Genomic DNA, 22,723 nt, shown 5'->3' on the forward strand with positions numbered 1-22,723 from the left:
CTCCCCTTATGCATCATCTACTGTTGCATGTCTATTTTTCATCTGTGTATTGATACTTTCTCGTAAGCGGCAACTCGTTATTGATTCCTTTGGAAAAGAGAATCTGATGAATAGAGAGACCGCCCATTCTGAAAAAAGCCGCACTTGAACGCAAGTACAACCGCCACATACGAACAAACTTCTCATCATACATCGCGCGTACTTTCTCCTCACTTTGGTCGAAACGCTCAGCCCACCGATCAAGCGTCATCGCGTAATGCATGCGCAAACTTTCCACATCAATTGTATGCATATCATAATCAGGAAGCAGGTGCATGATTTCCCTAAGCGCGGGAATATAACCACCGGGGAAGATATACTTCTCAATCCACGGATCACCCGGTTCCTCTTTCATATGTGTAATGGTATGCAAAAGCATGAGCCCTCCGTCTGTAAGAAGCGTTTGAACGGTTTTCAAGAAGTCGGGATAGTGGCTTTGACCAACATGCTCAAACATGCCTACACTGGCAATTTTATTGAACACTCTTCTAGTCTTGGGAAGATCCTGATAATTCATCAACTCAACCTCTACCTGTCCGATAAGGCCAAGTTGGGCAATTCTCTCCTTCGTCTTCTTAAACTGCTCTTCACTTAAGGTAATGCCCATCGCTTTGACACCATATTGCTGTGCAGCACGTATGATCAGCCATCCCCACCCGCTTCCGATATCAAGTAATGTCTCTCCCTCTTTGAGCTGCAGTTTTTTCAATACATGGTCGATTTTTTGGAGCTGCGCTTGCTCCAGCGTATCTTCAGGCGTTTTGAAATAAGCGCAGGAATAGCTCATTGTCTCATCGAGCCACAGAGAGTAGAAGTCATTGCCCACATCATAATGATGTTGTACATTTTCCTTTTGCTTGTGTCCGCTTCGCTTTGGAAGTAGAGCAAGCTTCTCAGTCCATATCATGCTGCGATTCGATGTGGCCGCACGTATCAACTCTTCAATCTCACCCTCAAGCTCAATGCTTTTGTCCATATACGCTTCACCAAAGGCTACAGATGGTTGTTTTATAAACAAACTAAACGGGAGTTTTTTATGAAAAGTTAACGTAAAACGCGGGGTTCCTTTGCCGTACATTTCGGTTGTACCGTCCCAGAAATTAACTTGGAAAGAAACAGAAGTAATTTTGTTAAAAAACTGTTGAAACAAATACTTTTGCATACTACCTCTCCTTCGCTTTTAACTTCTTAGTACATAGCTTGATACATCATATGGAAAAATAAACAAAATGAAAACAATGTTAATTAAATAGTTTATAAAACTAATTATATATGTAAATTTTTATATATGAAGAACATGATTGAGTATAATACGCTATGCTTGTATATGTCAATATTTATATATATAATAAATGTATTCTTGTTGCATAGATGGAGGAACGACATGAATGCTTTAAGCTACGCTCTATTGGGTATGCTTGCACGTAAAGCATGCTCAGGTTATGAATTAACACAAAAGCTAGAAATATTCTGGCAGGCCAAGCACAGCCAAATCTATCCACTACTTACCAAGCTTGAACAAAATGGGCTTGTAACGTTTATTCATGTCGAACAGACGGGAAAACCTGATAAAAAGATATATTCCATTACAGACAAAGGCACGTCTTTACTTAGGGAGTGGATTGCCGAATCTCCCGCACCTCCGGTAATCCGGGATGAATTCCTTGCTAAAGTCTATTCCATCAGACTGACCGATCCTGCTACAGCAAAACGTCTGTTCCATGAGCGTATCGAAAGCTTTGAGGAAAAAATCCTGTTTCGTAGGCAGGATATTGAAAAGATGAAAAAAGAATACGGCCAAGATATCGAGAATATGGCCTCCAAGCATTTCGGACGCTATCTAATCTTTGAGCGGAAGCTGAGGCAGGAGGAAGAAGAGATTGCATGGTGCCGGTGGGCGCTCCGCTTACTCGATAACACAGCGACGGAGGCAACATAACACGCTTTTCGCACAAAAAAACCGGAACAGCGGCTAAATAAAGCCTCCGTCCCGGTTTTTTCATTATTTTTTCTTTCTTTTCTTATATGAATCCTGAATGGATTTACGGCGCTCTTTACGCTGCTGTTTTTCCTTTTCCAGACGGATTTTTTTCTTGTAGCCAGGCTTTACTTTGGCTGGCTGCGCCTTGGCACGTCCGCCCTGCGGCTTGGCCGCCGGCTTTTTCTCCGCGCTTCGTTCATCTGCCTGCCGCTCCTGTTCCGTAACCTCAGCAGCAGTTTCGACTCTCCGGCGCACTTTGCGTTCCTCGCGTTTTTTACCGCCTAAGAACTTCTGCTCAACACCGCCGCTAATGGAGCGGGAAAAGCGATCGAACCACTGCTTCTGACGCGGAGAGATGAGCGAGATGGCTTCCCCCTCTTGTCCTGCACGTCCTGTTCGACCTACACGATGAATATAGCTTTCTACATCTGAAGGCATGTCATAGTTGAATACGTGGGTAATCCCCTCTACATCCAATCCCCGGGCAGCAATATCCGTTGCCACAAGATATTGAAATTTCGCCTCACGAAAAAGATCCATTACCTGTTCACGCTTTTTCTGGCTAAGATCACCGTGCAGCGCTTCGGCTTCGATACCGTTCTCCTGTAGACGGCGAACCAGCTCATTAACCCGCTGCTTCGTATTGGCAAAGATGACTGCCAGATAAGGCCTAGCCTCTCCTACAAGCTTCATCAGCACGTCCAGTTTCTCGCTCTGATTGACTACATAATAGGATTCTTTCGTATTCTCTGCTGTCATCTGCTTTTTCTCAACGCGCACAATTTGCGGCTCCCGCATAAAACGATGCGCCAGACGGCGAACACCATCCGGAACAGTTGCCGAGAATAGAAGGACCTGCTTCTGGTGGGTGGTCTGGATAAAGATTTCTTCTACCTCTTCTACAAAGCCCATCTCCAACATCTTATCGGCTTCGTCAAGGACCAGCGTATGAATCCGTCCAAAATGAAGCGTCTCTCGGCGCAGATGGTCAAGAATCCGACCTGGGGTTCCTACAACAATGTCCACATGCTTGGAGAGCTTGCTGATCTGGCGCATAATATCCTGTCCACCGTGCAGCGACAATACGCTAATTCCCATATGCTTGCCTAAATCAGCAATGTCTTCGGCAATTTGAATAGCCAGCTCGCGCGTTGGTGTCATCACAAGCGCCTGTACATCTTTTTTATCTGGGTCAAGCTTCTGAAGCATAGGGATAACGAATGCAGCCGTCTTCCCTGTACCTGTCTGCGCTTGTCCGAGAACATCTTTGCCTTCAAGGGCCAGCGGAATCGCCTGTGCTTGAATTGGAGTTGGCTCTTTATAATATAAATCTGCAATACCTTGCAGAATCTCCGGCTTCAGCTGAAAAGCTATGAATGAATTCATGATTTCCTTCCTTTCTCTGCAAAAACAAACTATTTCTTATTCTACCCGAAGTCTCTCTATAATTTCTACCCAAAAAAGGAAAACAGGCACAAACGGTCATTCCGTTTTGTGCCTGCGCTTTGTTACATGAATTTGCTCATGAATACTTCATCTACATGCTTATCATCTAGGATAAACTGGGCCTTGCGGCGACCTTCAATAACAAAGCCGTACTTCTTGTACATCTCAATGGCTCGTTCGTTATCCGCAAATACATCAAGGCACACCTTCTCTAGCTTCTGATGCTCGGCCCATTGCAGTGCATAATCCATCAGCTTCGACCCGATGCCATAGCCCTGAAATTCCGGTCCAAGCCAAATACGAAATGTACCTATATGGCGATTCATCTCTAAAGTGCCGCGCTTAATTTGTGCCACACCAGCAATGACTTCTCCAAATTCAGCCACAGCGTACAGACTCCCCTCCTGCTTCATGCGGCCAATTAAAGCGGCCTCCTCTTCTGCGCTGTTCATCGTCTCTTTTTCTTCTTCTAGGTAGATACCGTCATCAAGCACACGATGCAGACGATGAATAATATGTCGCGCATCTTCTTCCATCGCCTGTCTGAGTATCATGGTTTTATTATTTTTTAAACGATATAGCCAGATTTTCCGAAACGTATCCTGTTGTTTTCTTTTGATCTTCATGCTAATCTCCTCCGCTCCTGAGTGAATAACCTAGCAAACAAGTTAGTAGTATATTACCTCAGGAAGAGAAGGGTTATTACATCGAAGCAAACTTGTTGCGGCCATTTTATAAAAGCACACACATCATATGTACAGAAGTTTTTTAAAATTTTCTTCTCCATTCTTATTCAGATTTGTTATAATGAAAAAAATTCAATAGCAAAGAAAGTACTACTAGGGGAACCCGATGAGCCGGGCTGAGAATGAAACGCGATGAAGTTTCTAAACTCTTGGGACCTGATCTGGTTTGTACCAGCGTAGGAAAGTAGGCGGCAGACAAGCATTTTATACAATGCAGGCAAGCCGGGTCCCATATAGGGTCCCGGCTTTTTTATTTTACGCTTGGAGGTACAAAAATGCGGCATGCTTTTCACGTACTCAGCAGCGGCACGCAGCCGCTTACAGTCGTCTGCCGAATTGCGGCACAAATTCATCCGTATGTTGATCTTTTTCACCTGCGTGAGAAAGAGAAGACAGCCAAAGAACTGTGGGAATGGGTGCAACAAATAACAGCGTCTGGTATCCCCTCCGCTAAGCTCGCAATTAATGACCGTGCAGATATCGCACAAGCAAGCGGAGCGGCAGCCATCCAGGCCACCTACCATAGCATGCCAGCCGCCGTACTTCGCCAACTGGCTCCTACTCAATTACTTGGTGTATCTGTTCATAGTCTATCTGAAGCAAAAGCTGCTGAGGCGGCAGGGGCCGATTATGTACTATACGGACATATTTTCCCCTCCGCTTCAAAGCTTGGCCAGCCGGGTCGTGGACTTGAACTACTTCAAGAGATGGCCGAAAGCATCGACTTGCCTGTCATTGCGCTTGGAGGTATTACACCAGATCGTGCGGCGGATGTGCTTGCAACTGGATGTACGGGTATTGCAGCATTATCCGCCGTTATGCAGTCGATCGATCCGGTACTTTCTGTGAAGGAATTTCATCAGGCTATCCAGGATGCGCGCGTACCCCCCAGGTATGCGTGGCCTCCTAACAGGGAGGAAAAAAGAAAATGAATACGTATGATGTGATTATTGTCGGGGGCGGAGTCATCGGCGTCTCTATCGCCTATCAGCTCTCTAAGCGTGGAAAAAAGGTCGCTGTCTTGGAACGGGACACGATCGGTGCGCACGCTTCAAGTGCGGCAGGAGGCATGCTCGGTGCTCAAGTAGAATTTACCGAACCAGGACCGCTCGTTGATCTGTCGCTCAGAAGCCGGGCGATGTTCAAGGAATTGGCAGAAGAGCTTAGGGCGGCGTCCGATATTGATATCGGCTTAAATGAATCCGGGATGCTTCGTATTGCTTGGACCACCGAGGAGGCCGCAGCTCTTAAGCAGCGCGGTTGCTGGCAGCAAACACACGGCCTTCGTGCTGACTGGCTGGACCAGCCGGATGTGATTAAGATGGAACCTAAAGTAAGCCGTGAGATTGCCGGAGCTCTGTATCTGCCAGATGATACCCAGGTTTCTGCACCTGATTTAACGAGAGCCTTTGCAGTTGCCGCCGCCCGCCATGGAGCGGAGCTTGTGGAACATTGTGAAGTGCTTCATATCGAACAGGAGGGCGAGCATGTTACTGGCATCGTGACTTCGCGCGGTAAATGGACGGCAAAACAATATGTTCTAGCCGCCGGAGCCTGGAGCGGACGCATCGCACATATGCTTGGTCTGACTCTTGCCGTCTTTCCGATTAAAGGCGAGGCTTTCTCTGTCCTATCAATGCGGCAGCCCGTACAAAAAACAATGTATGCCGACGGCTGCTATATCGTACCCAAAGATGGCAATCGTCTACTGATTGGAGCCTCGTCTGCTGATTGCGGATTTGACAGCCGTCTGACTATCGATGGGCTGCAGGCGCTCATGGCAAAAGCCATTCGACTCCTGCCTGAACTTAAGAACTGCCCGTTAGAAAAAGCATGGGCCAGTCTACGTCCACAAACAGAGGACGGTATGCCATATTGCGGCCCGATCGCTTCCTATGCGAATGTATTGGCCGCTACCGGACATTATCGCAATGGAATTCTTCTCAGTCCGCTTACCGGAAAGATCATCGCTGATATGGTAACAGGAGATGCACACGCAACCTTATAAAGTTAGGAGGCATCACTCTCATGACACTCACGATTAATGGCGAAGTGCAAAATGTACCAAGCACCATAGTAAATGTCCAACAACTGCTTGAATACCTGCATCTAGCCGATCGTATCGTCGTGGTGGAAATCAACCGCGACATCCTGCAAAAACAACAGCACACAAGTACAGCACTTACAGACGGTGACATAATTGAGCTTGTACATTTCGTTGGTGGAGGTTGATCGATAATGCTCACAATTGGACCTTATACTTTCTCATCCCGACTCCTGCTTGGCACAGGCAAATTTGCGGATTTTGATATCCAGCGCCGTGCCGTGGATGTCTCGGAAACAGAGATTCTTACTTTCGCGGTACGCCGGATGAATATTTATGACCCGGCACAACCGAATTTTTTAGAACAGCTTGATCTGAAGAAATACAAGCTCCTGCCTAATACAGCCGGAGCAAGCACTGCGGAAGAAGCGGTACGCATTGCACGTCTTGCTCGTGCTTCAGGCTTGTGCGATATGATTAAAGTCGAAGTCATCGCAGATATGAAAACCCTCCTGCCTGATCCGCTTGCAACTTTAGAGGCAACAAAAGTTCTTGTCGAAGATGGATTTATCGTTCTTCCCTATACGAATGATGATCCTGTGCTAGCGCGTCATCTACAGGAAGCAGGCGCTCATGCAGTCATGCCTGGCGCCTCCCCGATCGGCAGCGGCCAAGGTATTCTCAATCCGCTTCATTTAAGCATCATCATTGAGGAAGCACGCGTTCCGATTATTATCGATGCAGGGATTGGAACTCCATCCGATGTAGCGATTGCCATGGAGCTTGGGGCTGATGGCGTTCTGCTTAATACAGCCGTAGCCGGTGCCGCCGATCCAGTTAAAATGGCAGAAGCGATGATGCTTGCGGCCAAAGCAGGGCGGCTAGGCTATGAAGGAGGGCGAATTCCAAGAAAACGGTATGCGCAGGCAAGCAGTCCAATGGAAGGCATGAGCATGTAATGAGCATACCCGCTCAGCTTCTTAGAAAACTTGCAGCATATGAGGTAACGATTGAGGAACCTGTAAGCGGAGGAGATATATGTGAAGCGGCAGCCGTACGCATCAATGGAGAGCGCTGCTTTCTCAAGTGGAGATTGAATGCTCCGCCAGGCTTTTTTGCCTGGGAGAGCCGTGGACTGGCGTTATTGCGCAATGCACATGAGAAACACCGTACCGGTGTATATGTACCGGTTGTTAGAGAAGCGGACGACGATTTCCTGCTGCTCGAATGGATCGAGCCTGGTCATAAATCAGGCAGCGCAGCTAAGGCGCTTGGACACGGGCTTGCTTGGCAGCATCGCTGTACGGGCGAAAGTTATGGACAGGAGCAGGGTGGCTTTATCGGTCGTCTGCCACAGCCGAAGGGACAGAGCGATAATTGGGCGAAGCTGTATGCTGAGAAGCGGTTGGGCATGTTCTTACATCTCGGAAAACAGGATTGGCCAAGCAAGCGGCTTCATAGGCTTGAGACTCTCTGTGCACAAATCAATCGCTGGCTTAACCACAATCCTCTTCCCTCCCTTCTGCACGGCGACCTATGGAGCGGCAACTGGATGAGCACAGAGGATGAGACCGGCTCTACGCCTGTATTGATCGATCCCGCGTCTTCCTATGGAGATCGCGAACAGGACATGGCAATGACCGAACTATTTGGAGGCTTTCCATCCGCATTTTATGATGCATATAATGAAGTGAATCCGCTTGACCATGCTGGCTACAAAGAGCGGAAGCCGTTCTATCAGCTCTATTATCTACTCGTTCATCTTATGCTTTTTGGCGAATCCTATGGTGCTTCTGTCGATCGTATTCTACAGCGTTATACCAAATAGTAAATCTCGCCATAATAAAGGCGGAGCCCCATCTATGCAGTGGCTCCGCCTTTCATTATTTTAATGATTCAAAATTCCGTATCTCTCTGTCTCATCAAGCCGGATGTCGGCCGCTTCTTCGAGACGTCCCATCAGCGCATAACGCATACTATCGAGCAGCGCTTCCCAGCTTGCTTCAATCACATTGGCCGAGACACCTACTGTGCTCCAACTACTCTCGCCTTCTTTGGTCGATTCTATTAATACCCGCACTTTGGAAGCTGTTGCATCCTGTTCGCTCAATACCCGTACTTTGTAATCAGTCAGGTACATTTCATTAATATCAGGGAAGAACGATTCGACAGCTTTGCGCAATGCGTTGTCAAGCGCATTGACCGGACCGTTCCCTTCCGCTACCATATGGACAATTTTGTCATTCACCTTAACCTTTACAGTAGCTTCCGTGACGGCATCCTGTTCGCCAACCTTTTCCATTAATACTTTGAACGACTCAACAGTAAACACTTCTTCATACTCACCAAGTCCCTTGCGCACGAGCAGCTCAAACGACGCTTCCGCTCCTTCATACTGATATCCTTGGTGCTCAAGTTCCTTTACCCGCTGAATAATTGCACGGCCCTCGGGTGTGTTTTTATCCAAATCGATATTAAGCTCCTGCGCCTTGAACAATAGGTTGCTCTGACCAGCCAGCTCTGATACGAGTACGCGTCTTGTATTGCCTACAACTTCAGGTTTAATATGCTCATACGTCTCAGCCGCCTTCAAAATTGCGCTTACGTGCATACCGCCTTTATGTGCAAATGCACTCTGACCTACAAATGGCTGCGTATTCGGCGGCATGATATTGGCGATCTCATATACGTAACGCGACGTATTGGTCAACTGTTTCAATTGAGCTTCCGGCACGCAGCAATAGCCAAGCTTTACCTGCAAGTTCGGGATAATGGAGATAAGGTTGGCGTTGCCACAGCGCTCACCAAAGCCGTTAATCGTACCTTGTACCTGTGTAGCACCGGCTGCAACAGCCGCAAGCGAATTCGCAACGGCTAGCTCGCCATCATTATGACAGTGGATGCCTACCGGTGTATTGATCGTCTTGCGTACGCATGCGACAATCTCACTGATCTCATGAGGCAGCGATCCTCCGTTCGTATCGCATAGGGTTAGCCAATCTGCTCCGGCATCCGCCGCTCGCTGTATTGTTGCGAGTGCATAATCTTGATTTTGCTTATAGCCATCAAAGAAATGCTCCGCATCATAAATAACTTCGAGCCCCTTTTCTTTTAAAAACCGAACCGATTCATAGATCATATTCAGGTTTTCTTCAAGCGTCGTCCCTAATGCTTCTGTAACATGGAAGTCCCAGCTTTTGCCGAATATTGCGACAGCTTCGACTCCGCTCTCGATAATCATATTTAAATTCGCATCCGCCTCTGCCGCCACACCAAATCGTCGCGTGCTGCCAAATGCGGTAATTTTTGCGTGTGTTAGCCGTAGCTCTTTTGCTTTATGAAAAAATTCCATATCCTTTGGATTGCTGCCGGGCCAGCCGCCTTCAATATAATGCACGCCAAGCTGGTCCAGCTTTTTGGCGATCTTCAGCTTATCATCCACCGAAAGACTTACACCTTCGCCCTGAGTGCCATCCCGTAAAGTTGTATCATAAATAAAAACCTGCGTGTTCAACCTTCCGTCATCCTCCCCTGTTTCAATCTCTCCATGTTCCATTTAATTATTCTGAATTCATTATTTTTTTCTGTAAAGTATATCATATCATACACAGGGTAGCTATACATTACTTTTTTCGCTATGATAAAGAAGCCAACAAGGAAAACGAAAAGCAGGGGGATAGTATGCGCAGCCGCTATTATGGAACACCGGAATCTCTACCCTTTACCGAAGCGCTTGCTGTGTACGAATATATCGTGCCGCGTCTGGGTAAATCAATTCACCGTCACGGACAATACTTGATCGATCGGGATGCATTGCTTACGCCAGCTAATCTGGACTGCTTTCACTGCCATCTTGTGCACGGACATAACTGCTGTGAGAGTGGACAGCCATATTCCATGCATGGTGAGAACCTGACTTTATTCAATGAACATGCATTTGTTATCCTGGATATGTACGCACATGACGGGCGAGCTGAAGCAGTTAGAAAAACCGGGATATATGAGCAGAACGCGCAGACGAATCATTATCCATCCATCCGCAAGCATAAAGGCGATTGCCTCTATCTTATTGAAGAGGATGGCAAGCGTCTGTGCGCCATTCATCGGTATGCGCTTGCAAAAGGCATGGACCCAGCTAAGCTGAAACCTTTTAGCTGCTCCCTTTTCCCACTTGAAATCATTGAATCGGATATGGGCCTTCTCATCACCTCTCTTACACCTGAGACGGAAACGTTCAGCCGTTGGGGTGATTATTATCGCCGCCGGTATTCGTGCGTAAATCCAAAGCGTCGCCCTAACGATGTACCAAACGAATATTTTGGAAGTACCGGCTATATTCCAGCCTGGGAATGGGCCAAGGATTTGCTTATTTCCTACTGGGGGGAAAGTACCGTGCAAGAAATCGAACAATTTCTCACATAAAATAAGTAAAGCCCGTGATCTCGTTCTTCTATTTTTTTACTGTGAAAGGTATAATAATATTAAAGATAGTACATATCCAGAAAGGATGTTCAGACAAAATGAAATGGCAAGATGAATCAGCGCAACTTCTTGATGAACTTATGAAGCCGCTGCCGGTATTTGTTCGACCGATGGCGAAGAAATCCATTAAAAGTAAGGTAGAACAGGTAGCACAAGAGGCGGGGGCTGAAGAAGTCAGCACAGACCATGTTGTGCGTGGATATATTATTGCAGCCCCGGATAAAGATCGTGCGGTAACTGCACTTGAGACGAATCATATTAACCTTGATCCCTATCAGGATCTATTGAAATAGCGAGATAAGAGCCCTATGAATTCGTTCGTGGCGGCTCTTTTTTATATCCAAATCCTGAGTGAAATGGATCGAGAGTGGGTAAGAAAAGTTTTGTTGAGTGATTGTACTGAATATTCATATCACTCTGCCATCTATTTAGGAAACGGGAGGTTTTTATATGAAAGCCGCGATTGTCAATGACTTCAAAGAAAGTCTAGAGGTTAAAGATGTATCCAAACCCGTCCCAGGTCCCGGTCAAGTTCTTGTCCATATTCAGGCATGCGGCGTATGCCACACCGATCTGCATGCCGCTCATGGAGATTGGCCAGTAAAACCAAAACTTCCTCTTATCCCTGGTCATGAAGGCGTCGGCGTCGTTGAAGAGATCGGTGCGAATGTTACACATCTTCAGATTGGCGATCGCGTAGGAATTCCATGGCTTCATTCTGCATGTGGACACTGCGACTACTGCCTTACCGGAAGAGAAACGTTATGCCTGCAACAGCAGAATACAGGCTATTCCGTAGACGGGGGATATGCGGAATATTGTTTGGCCGCTGCCGATTATGTTGTCAAAATCCCTGATAATCTAGGCTTTATCGAAGCCGCACCACTTTTCTGTGCCGGTGTAACGACATACAAAGCGTTAAAAGTATCGGAAGCAAAGCCCGGTGATTGGGTCGCCATCTTCGGTATCGGTGGATTAGGACATCTTGCCGTACAATATGCCAAAGCTATGGGATTACATGTTGTTGCCGTAGATACATTCCCTGAAAAATTAGAGCTTGCCAAGGAACTTGGAGCAGACATGACCATCAATGCGGCTGCAGAAAACGCCGCAGAACGCATGATGGATGAAATCGGCGGCGTACATGCTTGTGTCTGCACAGCCGTATCAAAAAAAGCATTTGATCAAGCCTATCACTGTGTTCGAAGAGGTGGAGCGTGCGTCATCGTAGGGCTTCCTCCTGAAACGATGGAGATACCGATTTTTGACACTGTGCTAAACGGCATCAAGGTCATCGGATCAATTGTCGGCACACGCAAAGATCTACAGGAAACACTGCAATTTGCGGCTGAAGGAAAAATAACATGCATTATCGAGACACGTAAACTCGATCAGATTAATGATATATTTACGGAGATGGAAGATGGAAAAATCAACGGGCGAATCGTGCTTGATATGCAGAAATAAAACAAAAAGAGCGGGGGACTTATCCTCCGCTCTTTTTTCGTATCACTATTATAATCTAGAATGCAGCAGGTGGGAGAGCAGTGCGCGCGGTGTTTGCGCGCGGTGCAGCGTATACTTTACCCATAGCGTATTCAGTAAAAATAATGTAGCGGCCATAAAGAATAAACCATGCAGACCAATCATTCCGCTCAACGCACCGCCTACAATCGGACCGAGCAGATTGCCCAGATTCATCGCACTCGTGCTGTACGCGAAAGTCTGACTCTCCATTCCTTCGGGCGCATGTGTGCGAATTAAGTTATTGACGGAAGGAATCAAACCGCCAATGCACATGCCAAGCAGAAAACGCAGGATAATCAACGGCCATACCGACTGCACAAGCCCCTGCGGAACGAAGAAGACGACCGTACCTATCAAACAAATTAATAATACGTACTGCGAACCGACTTTATCGCCCCATTTGCCAAGCAGCGGCGCAAACAATATCGATGTTATCCCCGAAGCGGAAATGACGACACCGACCATCAGTGACATGAACGCGCCACCTGACCATAGTTCTTGTACATAAGAGGACATGAACGGATTGGTACTCATCATCGCAAACTGAATAAGAAATCCTGTCAGAAACAGCCCCGGCAGCGGGGAGGTATGCAGAAGCTTGCGAAGCCCTGTCTCTTCTTGCGGCAGGATCTCTACCTGTGGTTTTGGCTGCGGCTTGTTAATCTCACGGACGAGAATAAGTACAAGCATCGCCGCTATAAACAGCATCAAGCCGGTAACACGGAATATATTCCGAAACGAAACCCACTCTGCCAAAAGCCCGCCAAGAAGCGGTCCAAGAATCGTTCCAGCGACAGCACCCGATTGCAAAAGCCCAAGCGCATAGCCGGTCTTCTCTTTCGGCGTATTAGTCGATACAAGCGCCACCGCTGCCGGTACAAATCCGGAGATTAAGCCGTTTAATAGACGAAGGCCTAATAATTGCAGCGGCGAAGATACAAATCCCATACATAACGTAACGATGGACATACCGATTCCTGAACGAAGCAGCATGACTTTGCGTCCTGTTTTGTCAGCAAGTTTTCCCCACAGCGGTGCAACAAGAAATGCTGTCAAAAAGTTCGCGGCAAAAATCCAGCCGGTCCAGCGCTGAGCCATGACTGGGTCGGTTATACCCAGATCATGCTGCAAAAACAGCGGCAAAAAGGGAATGACTAAATTCATTGCCGCTAATACCATAAACTGTGCAAACCATAATATATATAAGTTTCGCTTCCATATTTCCATGGGCGCTCAACTTCCTTTCTTTAACTTTCACAGACACAAAAGAAAAAACCCCAACACAACCGAATGCGCAAGGGACCTTTAAAAAGCTGGATACAACGACTTTTTTCTATATAACCGTTCATTATATTGCAATAACCACATTATACGCTTCCTACTATAAAAAGTAAAGGGACTAGAAAAAAGAAAAAGCGTTCTAAAAAGTTCGTAAACGGGTAAAAGTATAGAGGAAACGTGGACTCTATTACATATAAGGAGGGATTTGTCATGCCAAAGATTACGGTGGAAGGGTTCCAAAGCTTTGAAGCTACAAAAGGACAAAAGCTCGTGCTTGCTCTTGAAGACAATGGCGTTCCCATCATGCACCGCTGCGGTGGTAATGCCCGGTGTACAACGTGCCGGGTGGAAGTGCTCGCAGGTGATGCCGGACCGCTGACGGAAGGAGAGAAGAACATTATCGAAGCGAGAAATTTCGAAGGAAATGTCCGTCTCTCCTGTCAGGTTCGCTGTCACGATGACCTGGCTGTAAAACCAGCTATGCTGTCAACCGAGTCCGATGCGGACGCAGGCCCCCGTCCTAAAGACGATTAATCATCTACAAACCAAAAGAGGATGCAGACGCATCCTCTTTTGTATAAATCGCTTCGTTTATTTTATTTCTTTTAGCGCCGGTTTCTTATCATCGTCGTCATCAGAAGTAAGTTCACGTGTGGAGTTCTTGAATTCTTTTAAGGTTTGTCCCATAGCACGGCCGATCTCAGGAAGCTTCTTCGGTCCAAATACGATAAGCGCAATCACAAGAATCAGAATAAGACCAGGAAATCCGATGTTTGAAAACATAATATGTCTCTCCTTTACAGGAATTCATAAGGTTATTATAAACGAATTCTGGAAAAAAACCACAAAATACTTGATTTAATTGTCACAAATTCTTGAACCGGTTTTTATTATCATGACTTGTTCAACGTTAGGATATACCATTCCGGCACACATAGGAATCGAATCGGCAAAATCGTTGTCCCAATTCCCCGCGACGTATGAACGAGCATTCTCCCGTTTTCCGTATACTGCAGGCCATCTGGATATTTCCGTGCATACGGAGGATATAGAAGTCCACCTATGAATGGAAGACGTACCTGTCCGCCGTGACTATGACCCGATAACTGCAGGGCTACACCATACTGTTCGGCTCTATCGGCCAGATCCGGTTCATGGACCAGTGCGATGGTGCATGCCTCTATATCTATTCCACCGCATGCCGCCTCCCAATCCGGCGCGCGCCAATGATCATCCAGCCCAACTACTGTTAAAACGTCTTCCGATGCCTTATGTTGTATCCGCACGCGCTCATTGACAAGTGGAGTAAAGCCCGCTTCTACATACGCTTTAATGATTCGATCTGTGTCAGCCCTCCCCCTTACATCGTGGTTGCCAAGTACGGCATACTTTCCGTATGGTGCATAAAGACGCTTCAATTGTTGGATGGTCTGCTCCACTTCTTCCATCCCATTATCAAACAAATCTCCAGTAAATGCGATCAAATCCGGACCCGCTTTGTTTATCTCTTTAATAAGAGGTTCCAAATCCGCCGCTACAAAACCGTGTCCGATGTGGGTATCAGAAAAATGTGCAATCCGAAACCCCGCGAACACATCCGGCAAACGGGCAAGCGGAACAGCAATTTCTTTTTTGCGCAGCATATGCCGTTCCACAAAAAAGGCATCAATCCCGGCACATAGCATTACACCTCCAATTCCGGCAGCCAAACGCTTCATAAAGCTGCGGCGATTCATCTTTTTTTCTCCCACACATTCACTTCCTTTTTCGGTCGCATATTTCTGCAAAATACGCTACTATAGGTAAAAGTTCTTTGCAAGAGATAATTAGAAAATAATGGAGGTTTTCCATGGATACCAAACAAATTCGACACCTGCTTAATAAAGCAAGGCATGCCGTATTTCTCGGAGAGCCGCTTCAGACCGAAAGCCAGCCTATGACACAAGAAGAATACTTTGAAGCATACGAAGCAAGAGTAGAGCGCGATCCGCTTGCGGAAACAGCGCTGCTCCGTGAAGCGATCCTCCCTCTTCTCGCAATGTATCAAAGGAAATGGCGTAATGATAACCGGGCCGCTCAGATGATGACGGGTAACTCTCTCGCCGAGCCTCGTGATGAGGATGGATGGCTCATGGAAGTATATGATGAGATTATGAATACAGATACTGACGAAGAATGGGAACAATTCGTCACACGATTTACCAATTAATTCTTTTATAATAAAGAGGAAGCTTTTATACTTCGGAGTTATTTCCATACTAAACGGAGGTCTCATATACTCATGAAGATTCGCACAAAAAAATGGTTTTTCGCTGCCGCTGCCTCGCTTCTGGTGCTAGGAGCAGGGCTTAGCGGATGTTCTTCAAAGGAAGAGGCGGCACATGGCGGAACACAGGCGCATCAGGAGCAGCTCGCAGGCGGTGATATACTTGAAACAACTGCTGGGCGTGACCAGCTTCCATCCTTCCTTAAAAACTTTGATCCGCAGGTCGCTAAAGTATACCAGGCTGTCGGATACAATCATACGGTGATTGAGCATATGGCCTGCTATTGCGGCTGCGGTGACAGTGTAGGACATAAAAGCAACCTTGACTGTTTCATTAATGAAGTCAAGCCGGACGGCAAAATCGTCTGGAATTCACATGGGACTACCTGCGCCAACTGTATGAATATCGCAGCCGAGTCCATCGTAATGAAGCAGGAGGGCAAGAGCCTGCTCGATATTCGTAAGTATATCGACAATAAATATAAAGAAGGCTTTGCAAAGCCAACACCTACTCCGATGCCAACAGCATAAACACAAAGCCTCCGGATATAATGCCGGAGGCTTTTCTTCAAATACACGATTCTTTTTACAGTTGACGAAGTGCTTCTTCAATCGGCGTCTCTCCGCTTAACAGCTCAAATGTACGGCGAGACGTATGATCGGTATCCAAGGCAGCCACTATTGTCCGCGCGACATCTTCACGGGAAATCGTCCGGACAGCGGAGTTCTTAATTTTTTCCTCGGCCTGCACACGGCCGCTACCATGGTCATCAAGCAAGCCGCCAGGCCGTACAATCGTATAATTTAGCGTGCTGCTCTGTAATCGTTCATCAGACTTTTGTTTGGCAACCAAATAGTGATGAATCGCATTCGGACCGCTTTCTGGATCATCTGCAAACATGGAACTGAGCTGAATATAACGTTGGATCGCCTGCTTTTCACCCTCTTCGATCATTTTAATCGCTCCAAGGTGGTCCACAAGCTCGGTCTTATCCGGTCCGGTTTGCGAGCCGGAACCCGCCGCAAAAATAATGGCATCGCAGCCATCTACCGCATAGGAGATGTCCTTTTCAAGATCAGCAAAAACGATCTCTTCTGCGCCCAGCTTCTCAAGCGCGTCAGTCTGCTTCTCCTCTCGGATCATAGCTCGCACCTTATGCTGTTCGCTTTTTGCAAGCAGCTTCACAATATGACGCCCGGTCTTTCCATGTGCGCCTACAACCAATACTTTCACTTTATCAAGCCCCTTTCTCGCAACGTACTCCTCTCTCTTCCCTCTTTTCCTTACAGGTGAAACGTGCTCATCTTCTGCATAAAACAAAAAAGTCCGGCTTGTGCAGACTATGGCAGCAAGCGGACTCCTTTTAATTAATTACGCATATATTTCTTTCCCTGCCACGTATCCCGCCGTTTTAATTCGGCATCAATCGCATTTAACACTTCCCACTTCTTCCTGCTCCACATAGGACCGATCAACAAATCAGGCGGGCCATCACCAGTTAAGCGGTGTACAACCATCTCCGGCGGCAGACTCTCCAATGCGTCTGCGATTAATCGAATGTACTGATCCTGCTCCATAAATTCCAGAAGACCGGCTTCATACTGCTTGACCATCGGCGTCTTGCGCAGCAAATGCAGCAGATGAATCTTGATGCCCTGTACGTCCATTTTAGCTACCGCACGCGCCGTATCCATCATCATCTCTTCTGTTTCACCAGGCAAGCCAAAAATAATATGGGAACATACTCGAATACCATGCTTACGCAGCTTCTCGACCGCTTCGTAATAACAGGCCGTATCATGCGCTCGGTTAATCAATTCCGAGGTCGATTCATGGATCGTCTGCAAGCCAAGTTCTACCCAAAGATACGTTCTCTGATTCAGCTCAGCAAGCAGCTCTATGACGTCATCCGGCAGACAATCCGGCCTTGTGGCGATGGACAGCCCGACGACTCCCTCTTGTTCGAGAATGACTTCATAATAATCCCGCAACACATCCACCGGTGCATACGTATTGCTATAAGCTTGAAAGTAGCCAATGTATTTGGCATTCGGCCACTTTTTGTGCTGACGTTCCTTCACTTCATTGAATTGTGTGATCAGATCATCACGGCGCCAGCCTGCAAAATCGCCGGAACCCCTCGCGCTGCAGAATGTACAGCCTCCTGTTGCGATCGTACCATCCCGATTCGGGCAGGTAAATCCCGCATCAAGCATTACTTTAAATATTTTCTCTCCGAACTGCTGACGCAGATGATAGTTCCATGTATGATATCGTTTATCGCCCCATAATAATGAAGCGCTCGCTTGCTTTACTTGATTCATTACGTGTCAACCTCCATGCGTTCAGTATAGCTTACTTTAGCGCATCCGCAAACAAAGCCAATATACCCGCGGCGATAAGCGGTCCGACCGGTACCCCTCGAAAGAGTGCCACTCCAAGAATCGTGCCGATTAACAACCCCGTAACGATATGAGGCTGTGCCGTAAGCAGTCCTGTGCCGCGACCACCAAGATACGCAACGCCAAGTCCTACAAGAATCGCGGCAATTCCAAGACCGCTCCGCAGCGTATCAAGCAGATTAATAGTTGTAATCTTACCAAGAGCAATCGGAGCCAGCACACCCATAGTCAGGACGGCAATACCGATCTTAAGTCCATACTGATTCGTCCACTGCAGCGGTGCATCCCACGGCAAAAGCTTAAGCAGCATCAAGCCGGCCGCCGCAACCCACACAGCGACATTTTTTGAGATGAGACCCAGTACGATAATGACAGCAAGAATAATAATCGTATCCATATATCTTTACACCCCTCCAAACCAAAAAGGACAGCATCCATCTCTCTTGTGTTAGACGCGCCCTTCACAATTTTTTTCTTTATCCGTGTCAGCTTCACAATTATTTCATTAGTATACTCCTTTTATAAATAAAGGCATAGAAAAAATTATGTTTACTTATGTGAAAACAGTTGAAACCTTTCTGCATCTTCTCCCGTATGCTATGTAGTGAACCCCCCAGGTTATACACTCTAACCTCCTTGCCTTCCGGTTGCGACCGGAAGGTCTTTTTTTTCTATCGATTAACTCTTGCCGAAGACAGGCAAAAAGCATTATGATTGTATCGTTGCGCAGTTTTATAATTCAAAAGGTGCATGATATAATGAACCTTGCACGCAACGCCCCGCAGATACGGGGAATTTGAAAGGAGCTTTTATTCTTTATGAATTTACGCAGCGATTTGCGCAACATTGCGATTATTGCCCACGTTGACCACGGTAAAACAACTCTGGTTGATAAAATGTTGATCCAAGCCGGTACATTCCGCGCCAATGAACAAGTGCAGGAACGGATGATGGATTCAAACGATTTAGAAAGAGAACGCGGTATTACTATTCTCGCGAAAAATACGGCGGTAAACTATAAAGACTTTACCATCAACATCATGGATACGCCTGGACACGCCGACTTTGGCGGTGAAGTGGAGCGTATTATGAAGATGGTCGATGGCGTGCTACTCGTGGTAGACGCTTTTGAAGGTTGTATGCCGCAGACACGTTTCGTTTTGAAAAAAGCGCTTGAACAAAAAGTAACGCCAATTCTTGTCATTAACAAAATCGACCGCGAAAACGCCCGCCCGGCGGAAGTGGTAGACGAAGTATATGATCTGTTCATTGATCTTGATGCGACCGAAGAACAGCTCGAATTCCCCGTGATTTACGCTTCCGGTATCAATGGTACAGCAAGCACCGAACCGGACAAGCAGGATAATGACCTCCAAGCCCTATTCGATACCATTATTGAACACATCCCAGGACCGGGTGGCGATTTCGAAGCGCCGCTACAGCTTCAAGTAACCATGCTTGATTATAATGAATACATGGGCCGTATCGGTATCGGCCGCATTCACAGAGGTACACTGCGCCGTGGTGATACGGTTGCACAAATCAAGCGCGATGGCTCAATCAAGCAAGTTCGTATTAATAAACTATTCGGCTTCAGCGGCTTAAAGCGCATTGAAATCGACGAAGCAAAATCTGGCGATATTGTAGCCATTGCAGGTGTAGAAGACATCAATGTCAGCGATACAATCGCCGATACGGAAACACCGGACGCACTTCCGCTTCTTACAATTGATGAGCCGACACTGCAGATGTCCTTCCTGGTCAACAACAGTCCGTTCGCTGGACGTGAAGGTAAGCATATCACTTCCCGCAAATTACGCGATCGTCTAATGGCCGAGCTTGAGACAGATGTCAGCCTGCGCGTTGAAGAAGTAACACCGGAACAATATACGGTATCCGGACGCGGAGAGCTTCATTTATCTATTCTGATTGAAAATATGCGCCGAGAAGGGTATGAACTTCAAGTATCCAAACCAGAGGTTATCGTACGGGAAATTGACGGCGTGAAGTCAGAACCGACTGAACGCTTGATTATCGACATTCCTGAAGAATACACTGGGGCTATCATGGAATCACTCGGCGCACGTAAAGCAGAGATGGTTAACATGGTCAATAACGGGTTCGGCTCTGTCCGCCTTGAATTCTTGATTCCATCACGCGGCCTGATTGGCTACCGTACCGAATTCTTGACGCAGACACGCGGATACGGCATCCTGAACCATTCCTTTGACAGCTACAAACCGGTTGTTCCAGGCTCAGTCGGAGGCCGTCGCGCCGGCGTACTCGTCTCAATGATCGACGGTACCGCTACGATGTATGGCATGCTAAGCGTAGAAGACCGTGGTATTCTCTTTGTTAACACAGGCACAGAGATTTATGAGGGTATGATCGTTGGCGAGCATAACCGTGATAATGATCTGGTCGTTAATATTTGTAAAGAAAAACACGCAACCAACGTACGTTCAGCAACAAAGGATGAAACAGTAAAATTAAAAACACCTCGTATCATGTCGCTTGAAGAGGCCCTTGAGTACCTAGACGACGACGAATATTGCGAGATCACACCGGAATCAATTCGTCTGCGCAAAAAACACCTCAAGAAATCAGATCGTGAACGCGCAGCTAAGCAAGCGAAATTCGGTGCAAATGTATAACACCCTTCTATAATGAACGAAAACACCCCTCTTCCTATATAGGAAAGGGGTGTTCTTATACATATAATAAAGAGTTGTTCCATGAAGACATTATCTCCGCTTGAGCTGGTATGCGAACACATAAAGCACTTCGATGAAAAACAGCGACGAGGCGGCACCCCCATCAATGCCCCCCTGCCGGAATAAAAAGGAGCGGCATAGAAGATCCTGTTCTATGCCGCTCCTTGCTTATACGTGTATTACTTGCTTGTTTCTACCTGCGTATCCGGTGATTTTGGCGCATCCGGCACTTTTGGCGCTGTTGGAGGCGTCGGTGCGGCTGGCTTGCTACCGCTGGAATCTTCCGTAGATACACTCTCACTTACCGATTTATCAGGGTCAAGCAGCTCGTTGTCCTTTTTATCTTTCGTACCGCTATCTGTAGATGGTTTACGTTCTTTGGTCTGAGTTGATTTTTCTTTATCGTTCTGCTCATCAGATTTTTTCTTGCTTGAATGTGTAGACGTTTTTTTCGAAGTGTCTTCATCATCCTGCTCTTCTTTCTTTGATCGCGTACTACTGCTCTTCTCTGACTTGCTTTTCTCCTTCTTATCCTTAACATCAGATGTATCAAGCGTCTTCTCCGAACGACTGCGTCCACCGGAAGGAGAATCATTGTAGCGCGTCACTGTCGTCGGATCAATCCCCATTGATTGCTGCAGAGCCAGACGGTTCTTATCCATCGTCTCCTGTGGAATAATCGTGCGACTTGTTTTTGCATCCCAATAAGCATCGGTGTTATCTAACTTGACTACATTGGCGCCGTCTAGTTTACCGAAAGTAGAAGCCAAGCCTTTCATCTGGTCGATAGATAAGTCCGTTTTTACATTCTCTCCGACCGCATCCATTACTTTAAAGAAATTCGTCAGACCTGAGAATGACTTCATCTTTTCCATAGAGGCCTGAATGACTGCCACTTGCCGATCATTGCGTTCATAGTCCGTAGAGTAGTATTTCAGTCCACGGTCATCGTGGCGATGGCGCACGAAGTCAAGCGCTTGCTTCCCATTCAATACCTGCAGACCCGGTTTAAGGTTAATGCTTGTGCCGTCTGTCGGATCATTGTACACAAGCTTACGGTCTACATTGACCTCGACGCCTCCTAAGGCATCGACGCCTTTACGGAATCCTTCAAAGTCAATCGTCACGTAATTGTCAATGGGAATACCATATATACTCTCTAATGTCTTTTTAACAAGCGAGACCCCTGTTTCTTCCGGTTCCTGCCCTTTTTGTTCGGCTTCCTCACGTATTAATTCACCGCTCTTGTATACGGCATTAATTTTCTGATCGTGGGATTCTCCCGGAATGACAGCCCTGGTATCGCGCGGGATGGATAGCATGGTTACTTTCTTCGTATCCGGATTTAATGTCATGATAATCATAACATCCGTCAGACCTCCGCCATACTCGCCTCTTGTATCCTTACCAAGCAGCACAAGCGATAAGGGCTTCTCGGCCGCATAGGCGGTCTCCGCTTTGGCTACACCGGAATCTTTGCGCGGCTCTGCTTCTTCTTGAATACTACTTAAGAAGCTTTGCGTCTTTAAATAGGCGGCTGTTGCTGAACCGCCAATAATAAACAACATAACTGCAAGAATAATGATCCACTTTCGCTTCTTATTCGCTTTGCGAGCTTTTTTACGGGCACGGCTCGCTTGGCGAGATAACTCCTCTGACATATAGGAATCTCGCACCTCCAGATTTTCCTAAACTAGCAATCTCTTATTTGACGTTGAAGAACGTAAAAAGTTCCCCTATTTTTTGCCTATAACTAAAACAACGATAATCGAGTTTTCTGGTTTATGCAAGTGT

Annotated in this window: 24 protein-coding genes and 1 riboswitch; of the genes, 13 read left to right on the forward strand and 11 right to left on the reverse strand. The window is 46.8% G+C overall.

Translation table 11 applies throughout. The annotated features are described in order from the left end of the window. Positions 1 to 31: 31 nt before the first annotated feature. Positions 32 to 1,201 carry a class I SAM-dependent methyltransferase gene (locus AB3351_RS11145; RefSeq protein ID WP_371147223.1) on the reverse strand — a complete coding sequence of 390 codons (1,170 nt, stop codon included), beginning with the start codon at positions 1,199 to 1,201 and terminating at the stop codon, positions 32 to 34. 222 nt (positions 1,202 to 1,423) lie between these two features. Between AB3351_RS11145 and AB3351_RS11150 the strand changes: the two genes are divergently transcribed. Next, positions 1,424 to 1,978: a PadR family transcriptional regulator gene (locus AB3351_RS11150; protein WP_371147224.1), complete on the forward strand. Its 555-nt coding sequence runs from the start codon at positions 1,424 to 1,426 to the stop codon at positions 1,976 to 1,978. 63 nt (positions 1,979 to 2,041) lie between these two features. Here AB3351_RS11150 and AB3351_RS11155 read toward each other — a convergent pair whose 3' ends face one another. Continuing rightward, entirely contained in the window at positions 2,042 to 3,406 is a 1,365-nt protein-coding gene (locus AB3351_RS11155; protein WP_371147225.1) for a DEAD/DEAH box helicase, read from the reverse strand. Positions 3,407 to 3,528: 122 nt separating this feature from the next. Continuing rightward, a complete protein-coding gene (locus AB3351_RS11160) occupies positions 3,529 to 4,092 on the reverse strand; it encodes a GNAT family N-acetyltransferase (RefSeq protein WP_371147226.1) in 564 nt (187 codons plus the stop codon). Positions 4,093 to 4,297: 205 nt separating this feature from the next. Continuing rightward, positions 4,298 to 4,412: riboswitch (TPP riboswitch) on the forward strand. Between the two features lie 75 nt (positions 4,413 to 4,487). Here AB3351_RS11160 and AB3351_RS11165 point away from each other — a divergent pair. From AB3351_RS11165 to AB3351_RS11185, 5 genes are read left to right on the forward strand one after another with little or no spacing between them, the layout of a single operon-like run. After that, positions 4,488 to 5,144, forward strand: a complete 657-nt coding sequence (locus AB3351_RS11165) for a thiamine phosphate synthase (protein WP_371147227.1) — start codon at positions 4,488 to 4,490, stop codon at positions 5,142 to 5,144. Then, positions 5,141 to 6,220 carry a glycine oxidase ThiO gene (gene thiO, locus AB3351_RS11170; protein ID WP_371147228.1) on the forward strand — a complete coding sequence of 360 codons (1,080 nt, stop codon included), beginning with the start codon at positions 5,141 to 5,143 and terminating at the stop codon, positions 6,218 to 6,220. Before AB3351_RS11165 ends, thiO begins: the two co-directional genes overlap by 4 nt. 20 nt (positions 6,221 to 6,240) lie before the next feature. After that, entirely contained in the window at positions 6,241 to 6,444 is a 204-nt protein-coding gene (gene thiS, locus AB3351_RS11175; RefSeq protein WP_371147229.1) for a sulfur carrier protein ThiS, read from the forward strand. Between the two features lie 6 nt (positions 6,445 to 6,450). Then, positions 6,451 to 7,215, forward strand: a complete 765-nt coding sequence (locus AB3351_RS11180; protein ID WP_371147230.1) for a thiazole synthase — start codon at positions 6,451 to 6,453, stop codon at positions 7,213 to 7,215. Then, positions 7,215 to 8,084 carry a fructosamine kinase family protein gene (locus tag AB3351_RS11185; protein ID WP_371147231.1) on the forward strand — a complete coding sequence of 290 codons (870 nt, stop codon included), beginning with the start codon at positions 7,215 to 7,217 and terminating at the stop codon, positions 8,082 to 8,084. The genes AB3351_RS11180 and AB3351_RS11185 overlap by 1 nt, the downstream gene beginning before the upstream one ends. A gap of 60 nt (positions 8,085 to 8,144) precedes the next feature. Here the strand turns inward: AB3351_RS11185 and cimA are convergent, their stop codons facing one another. Continuing rightward, positions 8,145 to 9,770, reverse strand: coding sequence for a citramalate synthase (cimA, locus tag AB3351_RS11190; RefSeq protein ID WP_371147232.1), 1,626 nt, complete (start codon positions 9,768 to 9,770; stop codon positions 8,145 to 8,147). A gap of 167 nt (positions 9,771 to 9,937) precedes the next feature. Between cimA and AB3351_RS11195 the strand changes: the two genes are divergently transcribed. The 3 genes from AB3351_RS11195 (at position 9,938) to adhP (ending at position 12,205) form a co-directional block, all read left to right on the forward strand. Beyond that, positions 9,938 to 10,678 carry a DUF3109 family protein gene (locus AB3351_RS11195; protein WP_371147233.1) on the forward strand — a complete coding sequence of 247 codons (741 nt, stop codon included), beginning with the start codon at positions 9,938 to 9,940 and terminating at the stop codon, positions 10,676 to 10,678. A gap of 98 nt (positions 10,679 to 10,776) precedes the next feature. Further along, positions 10,777 to 11,031, forward strand: coding sequence for a DUF2621 family protein (locus AB3351_RS11200; RefSeq protein WP_371147234.1), 255 nt, complete (start codon positions 10,777 to 10,779; stop codon positions 11,029 to 11,031). A 157-nt stretch (positions 11,032 to 11,188) separates the two neighbouring features. Beyond that, positions 11,189 to 12,205: an alcohol dehydrogenase AdhP gene (adhP, locus tag AB3351_RS11205; protein ID WP_371147235.1), complete on the forward strand. Its 1,017-nt coding sequence runs from the start codon at positions 11,189 to 11,191 to the stop codon at positions 12,203 to 12,205. Positions 12,206 to 12,253: 48 nt separating this feature from the next. On the opposite strand, the gene AB3351_RS11210 is transcribed toward adhP, so the two are convergent. Continuing rightward, complete coding sequence (locus AB3351_RS11210) at positions 12,254 to 13,492, reverse strand: MFS transporter (RefSeq protein ID WP_371147236.1); 1,239 nt, start codon at positions 13,490 to 13,492, stop codon at positions 12,254 to 12,256. A 264-nt stretch (positions 13,493 to 13,756) separates the two neighbouring features. Here AB3351_RS11210 and AB3351_RS11215 point away from each other — a divergent pair, with 264 nt between their 5' ends. After that, the gene (locus tag AB3351_RS11215) at positions 13,757 to 14,080 is read left to right on the forward strand and encodes a 2Fe-2S iron-sulfur cluster-binding protein (protein WP_371147237.1); all 324 of its coding nucleotides are present in this window, start codon (positions 13,757 to 13,759) and stop codon (positions 14,078 to 14,080) included. A gap of 57 nt (positions 14,081 to 14,137) precedes the next feature. On the opposite strand, the gene AB3351_RS11220 is transcribed toward AB3351_RS11215, so the two are convergent. Beyond that, the gene (locus AB3351_RS11220; protein WP_206249540.1) at positions 14,138 to 14,329 is read right to left on the reverse strand and encodes a twin-arginine translocase TatA/TatE family subunit; all 192 of its coding nucleotides are present in this window, start codon (positions 14,327 to 14,329) and stop codon (positions 14,138 to 14,140) included. 110 nt (positions 14,330 to 14,439) lie between these two features. Then, positions 14,440 to 15,297: a metallophosphoesterase gene (locus AB3351_RS11225; RefSeq protein ID WP_371147238.1), complete on the reverse strand. Its 858-nt coding sequence runs from the start codon at positions 15,295 to 15,297 to the stop codon at positions 14,440 to 14,442. 98 nt (positions 15,298 to 15,395) lie between these two features. On the opposite strand from AB3351_RS11225, the gene AB3351_RS11230 reads away from it, so the two are divergent. Next, positions 15,396 to 15,755: a hypothetical protein gene (locus AB3351_RS11230; RefSeq protein ID WP_371147239.1), complete on the forward strand. Its 360-nt coding sequence runs from the start codon at positions 15,396 to 15,398 to the stop codon at positions 15,753 to 15,755. A 72-nt stretch (positions 15,756 to 15,827) separates the two neighbouring features. Continuing rightward, the gene (locus AB3351_RS11235) at positions 15,828 to 16,343 is read left to right on the forward strand and encodes a PCYCGC motif-containing (lipo)protein (RefSeq protein ID WP_371147240.1); all 516 of its coding nucleotides are present in this window, start codon (positions 15,828 to 15,830) and stop codon (positions 16,341 to 16,343) included. A 55-nt stretch (positions 16,344 to 16,398) separates the two neighbouring features. Here the strand turns inward: AB3351_RS11235 and AB3351_RS11240 are convergent, their stop codons facing one another. The 3 genes from AB3351_RS11240 to AB3351_RS11250 all read right to left on the reverse strand — a co-directional run bounded on the left by AB3351_RS11240 (position 16,399) and on the right by AB3351_RS11250 (position 18,612). Further along, on the reverse strand, positions 16,399 to 17,046 hold the full coding sequence (locus AB3351_RS11240; protein ID WP_371147241.1) for an SDR family oxidoreductase: 648 nt from the start codon (positions 17,044 to 17,046) through the stop codon (positions 16,399 to 16,401). A gap of 134 nt (positions 17,047 to 17,180) precedes the next feature. Further along, a complete protein-coding gene (locus tag AB3351_RS11245) occupies positions 17,181 to 18,137 on the reverse strand; it encodes a TIGR01212 family radical SAM protein (RefSeq protein ID WP_371147242.1) in 957 nt (318 codons plus the stop codon). A gap of 31 nt (positions 18,138 to 18,168) precedes the next feature. Then, positions 18,169 to 18,612: a DUF441 domain-containing protein gene (locus tag AB3351_RS11250; protein WP_371147243.1), complete on the reverse strand. Its 444-nt coding sequence runs from the start codon at positions 18,610 to 18,612 to the stop codon at positions 18,169 to 18,171. A gap of 421 nt (positions 18,613 to 19,033) precedes the next feature. Here AB3351_RS11250 and typA point away from each other — a divergent pair, with 421 nt between their 5' ends. Continuing rightward, on the forward strand, positions 19,034 to 20,869 hold the full coding sequence (gene typA / locus AB3351_RS11255; RefSeq protein ID WP_371147244.1) for a translational GTPase TypA: 1,836 nt from the start codon (positions 19,034 to 19,036) through the stop codon (positions 20,867 to 20,869). 239 nt (positions 20,870 to 21,108) lie between these two features. Here the strand turns inward: typA and AB3351_RS11260 are convergent, their stop codons facing one another. Then, the gene (locus AB3351_RS11260) at positions 21,109 to 22,590 is read right to left on the reverse strand and encodes an LCP family protein (protein ID WP_371147245.1); all 1,482 of its coding nucleotides are present in this window, start codon (positions 22,588 to 22,590) and stop codon (positions 21,109 to 21,111) included. Positions 22,591 to 22,723 lie beyond the last annotated feature (133 nt).

It is taken from the genome of Aneurinibacillus sp. REN35, assembly GCF_041379945.2.
Lineage (GTDB): Bacteria > Bacillota > Bacilli > Aneurinibacillales > Aneurinibacillaceae > Aneurinibacillus.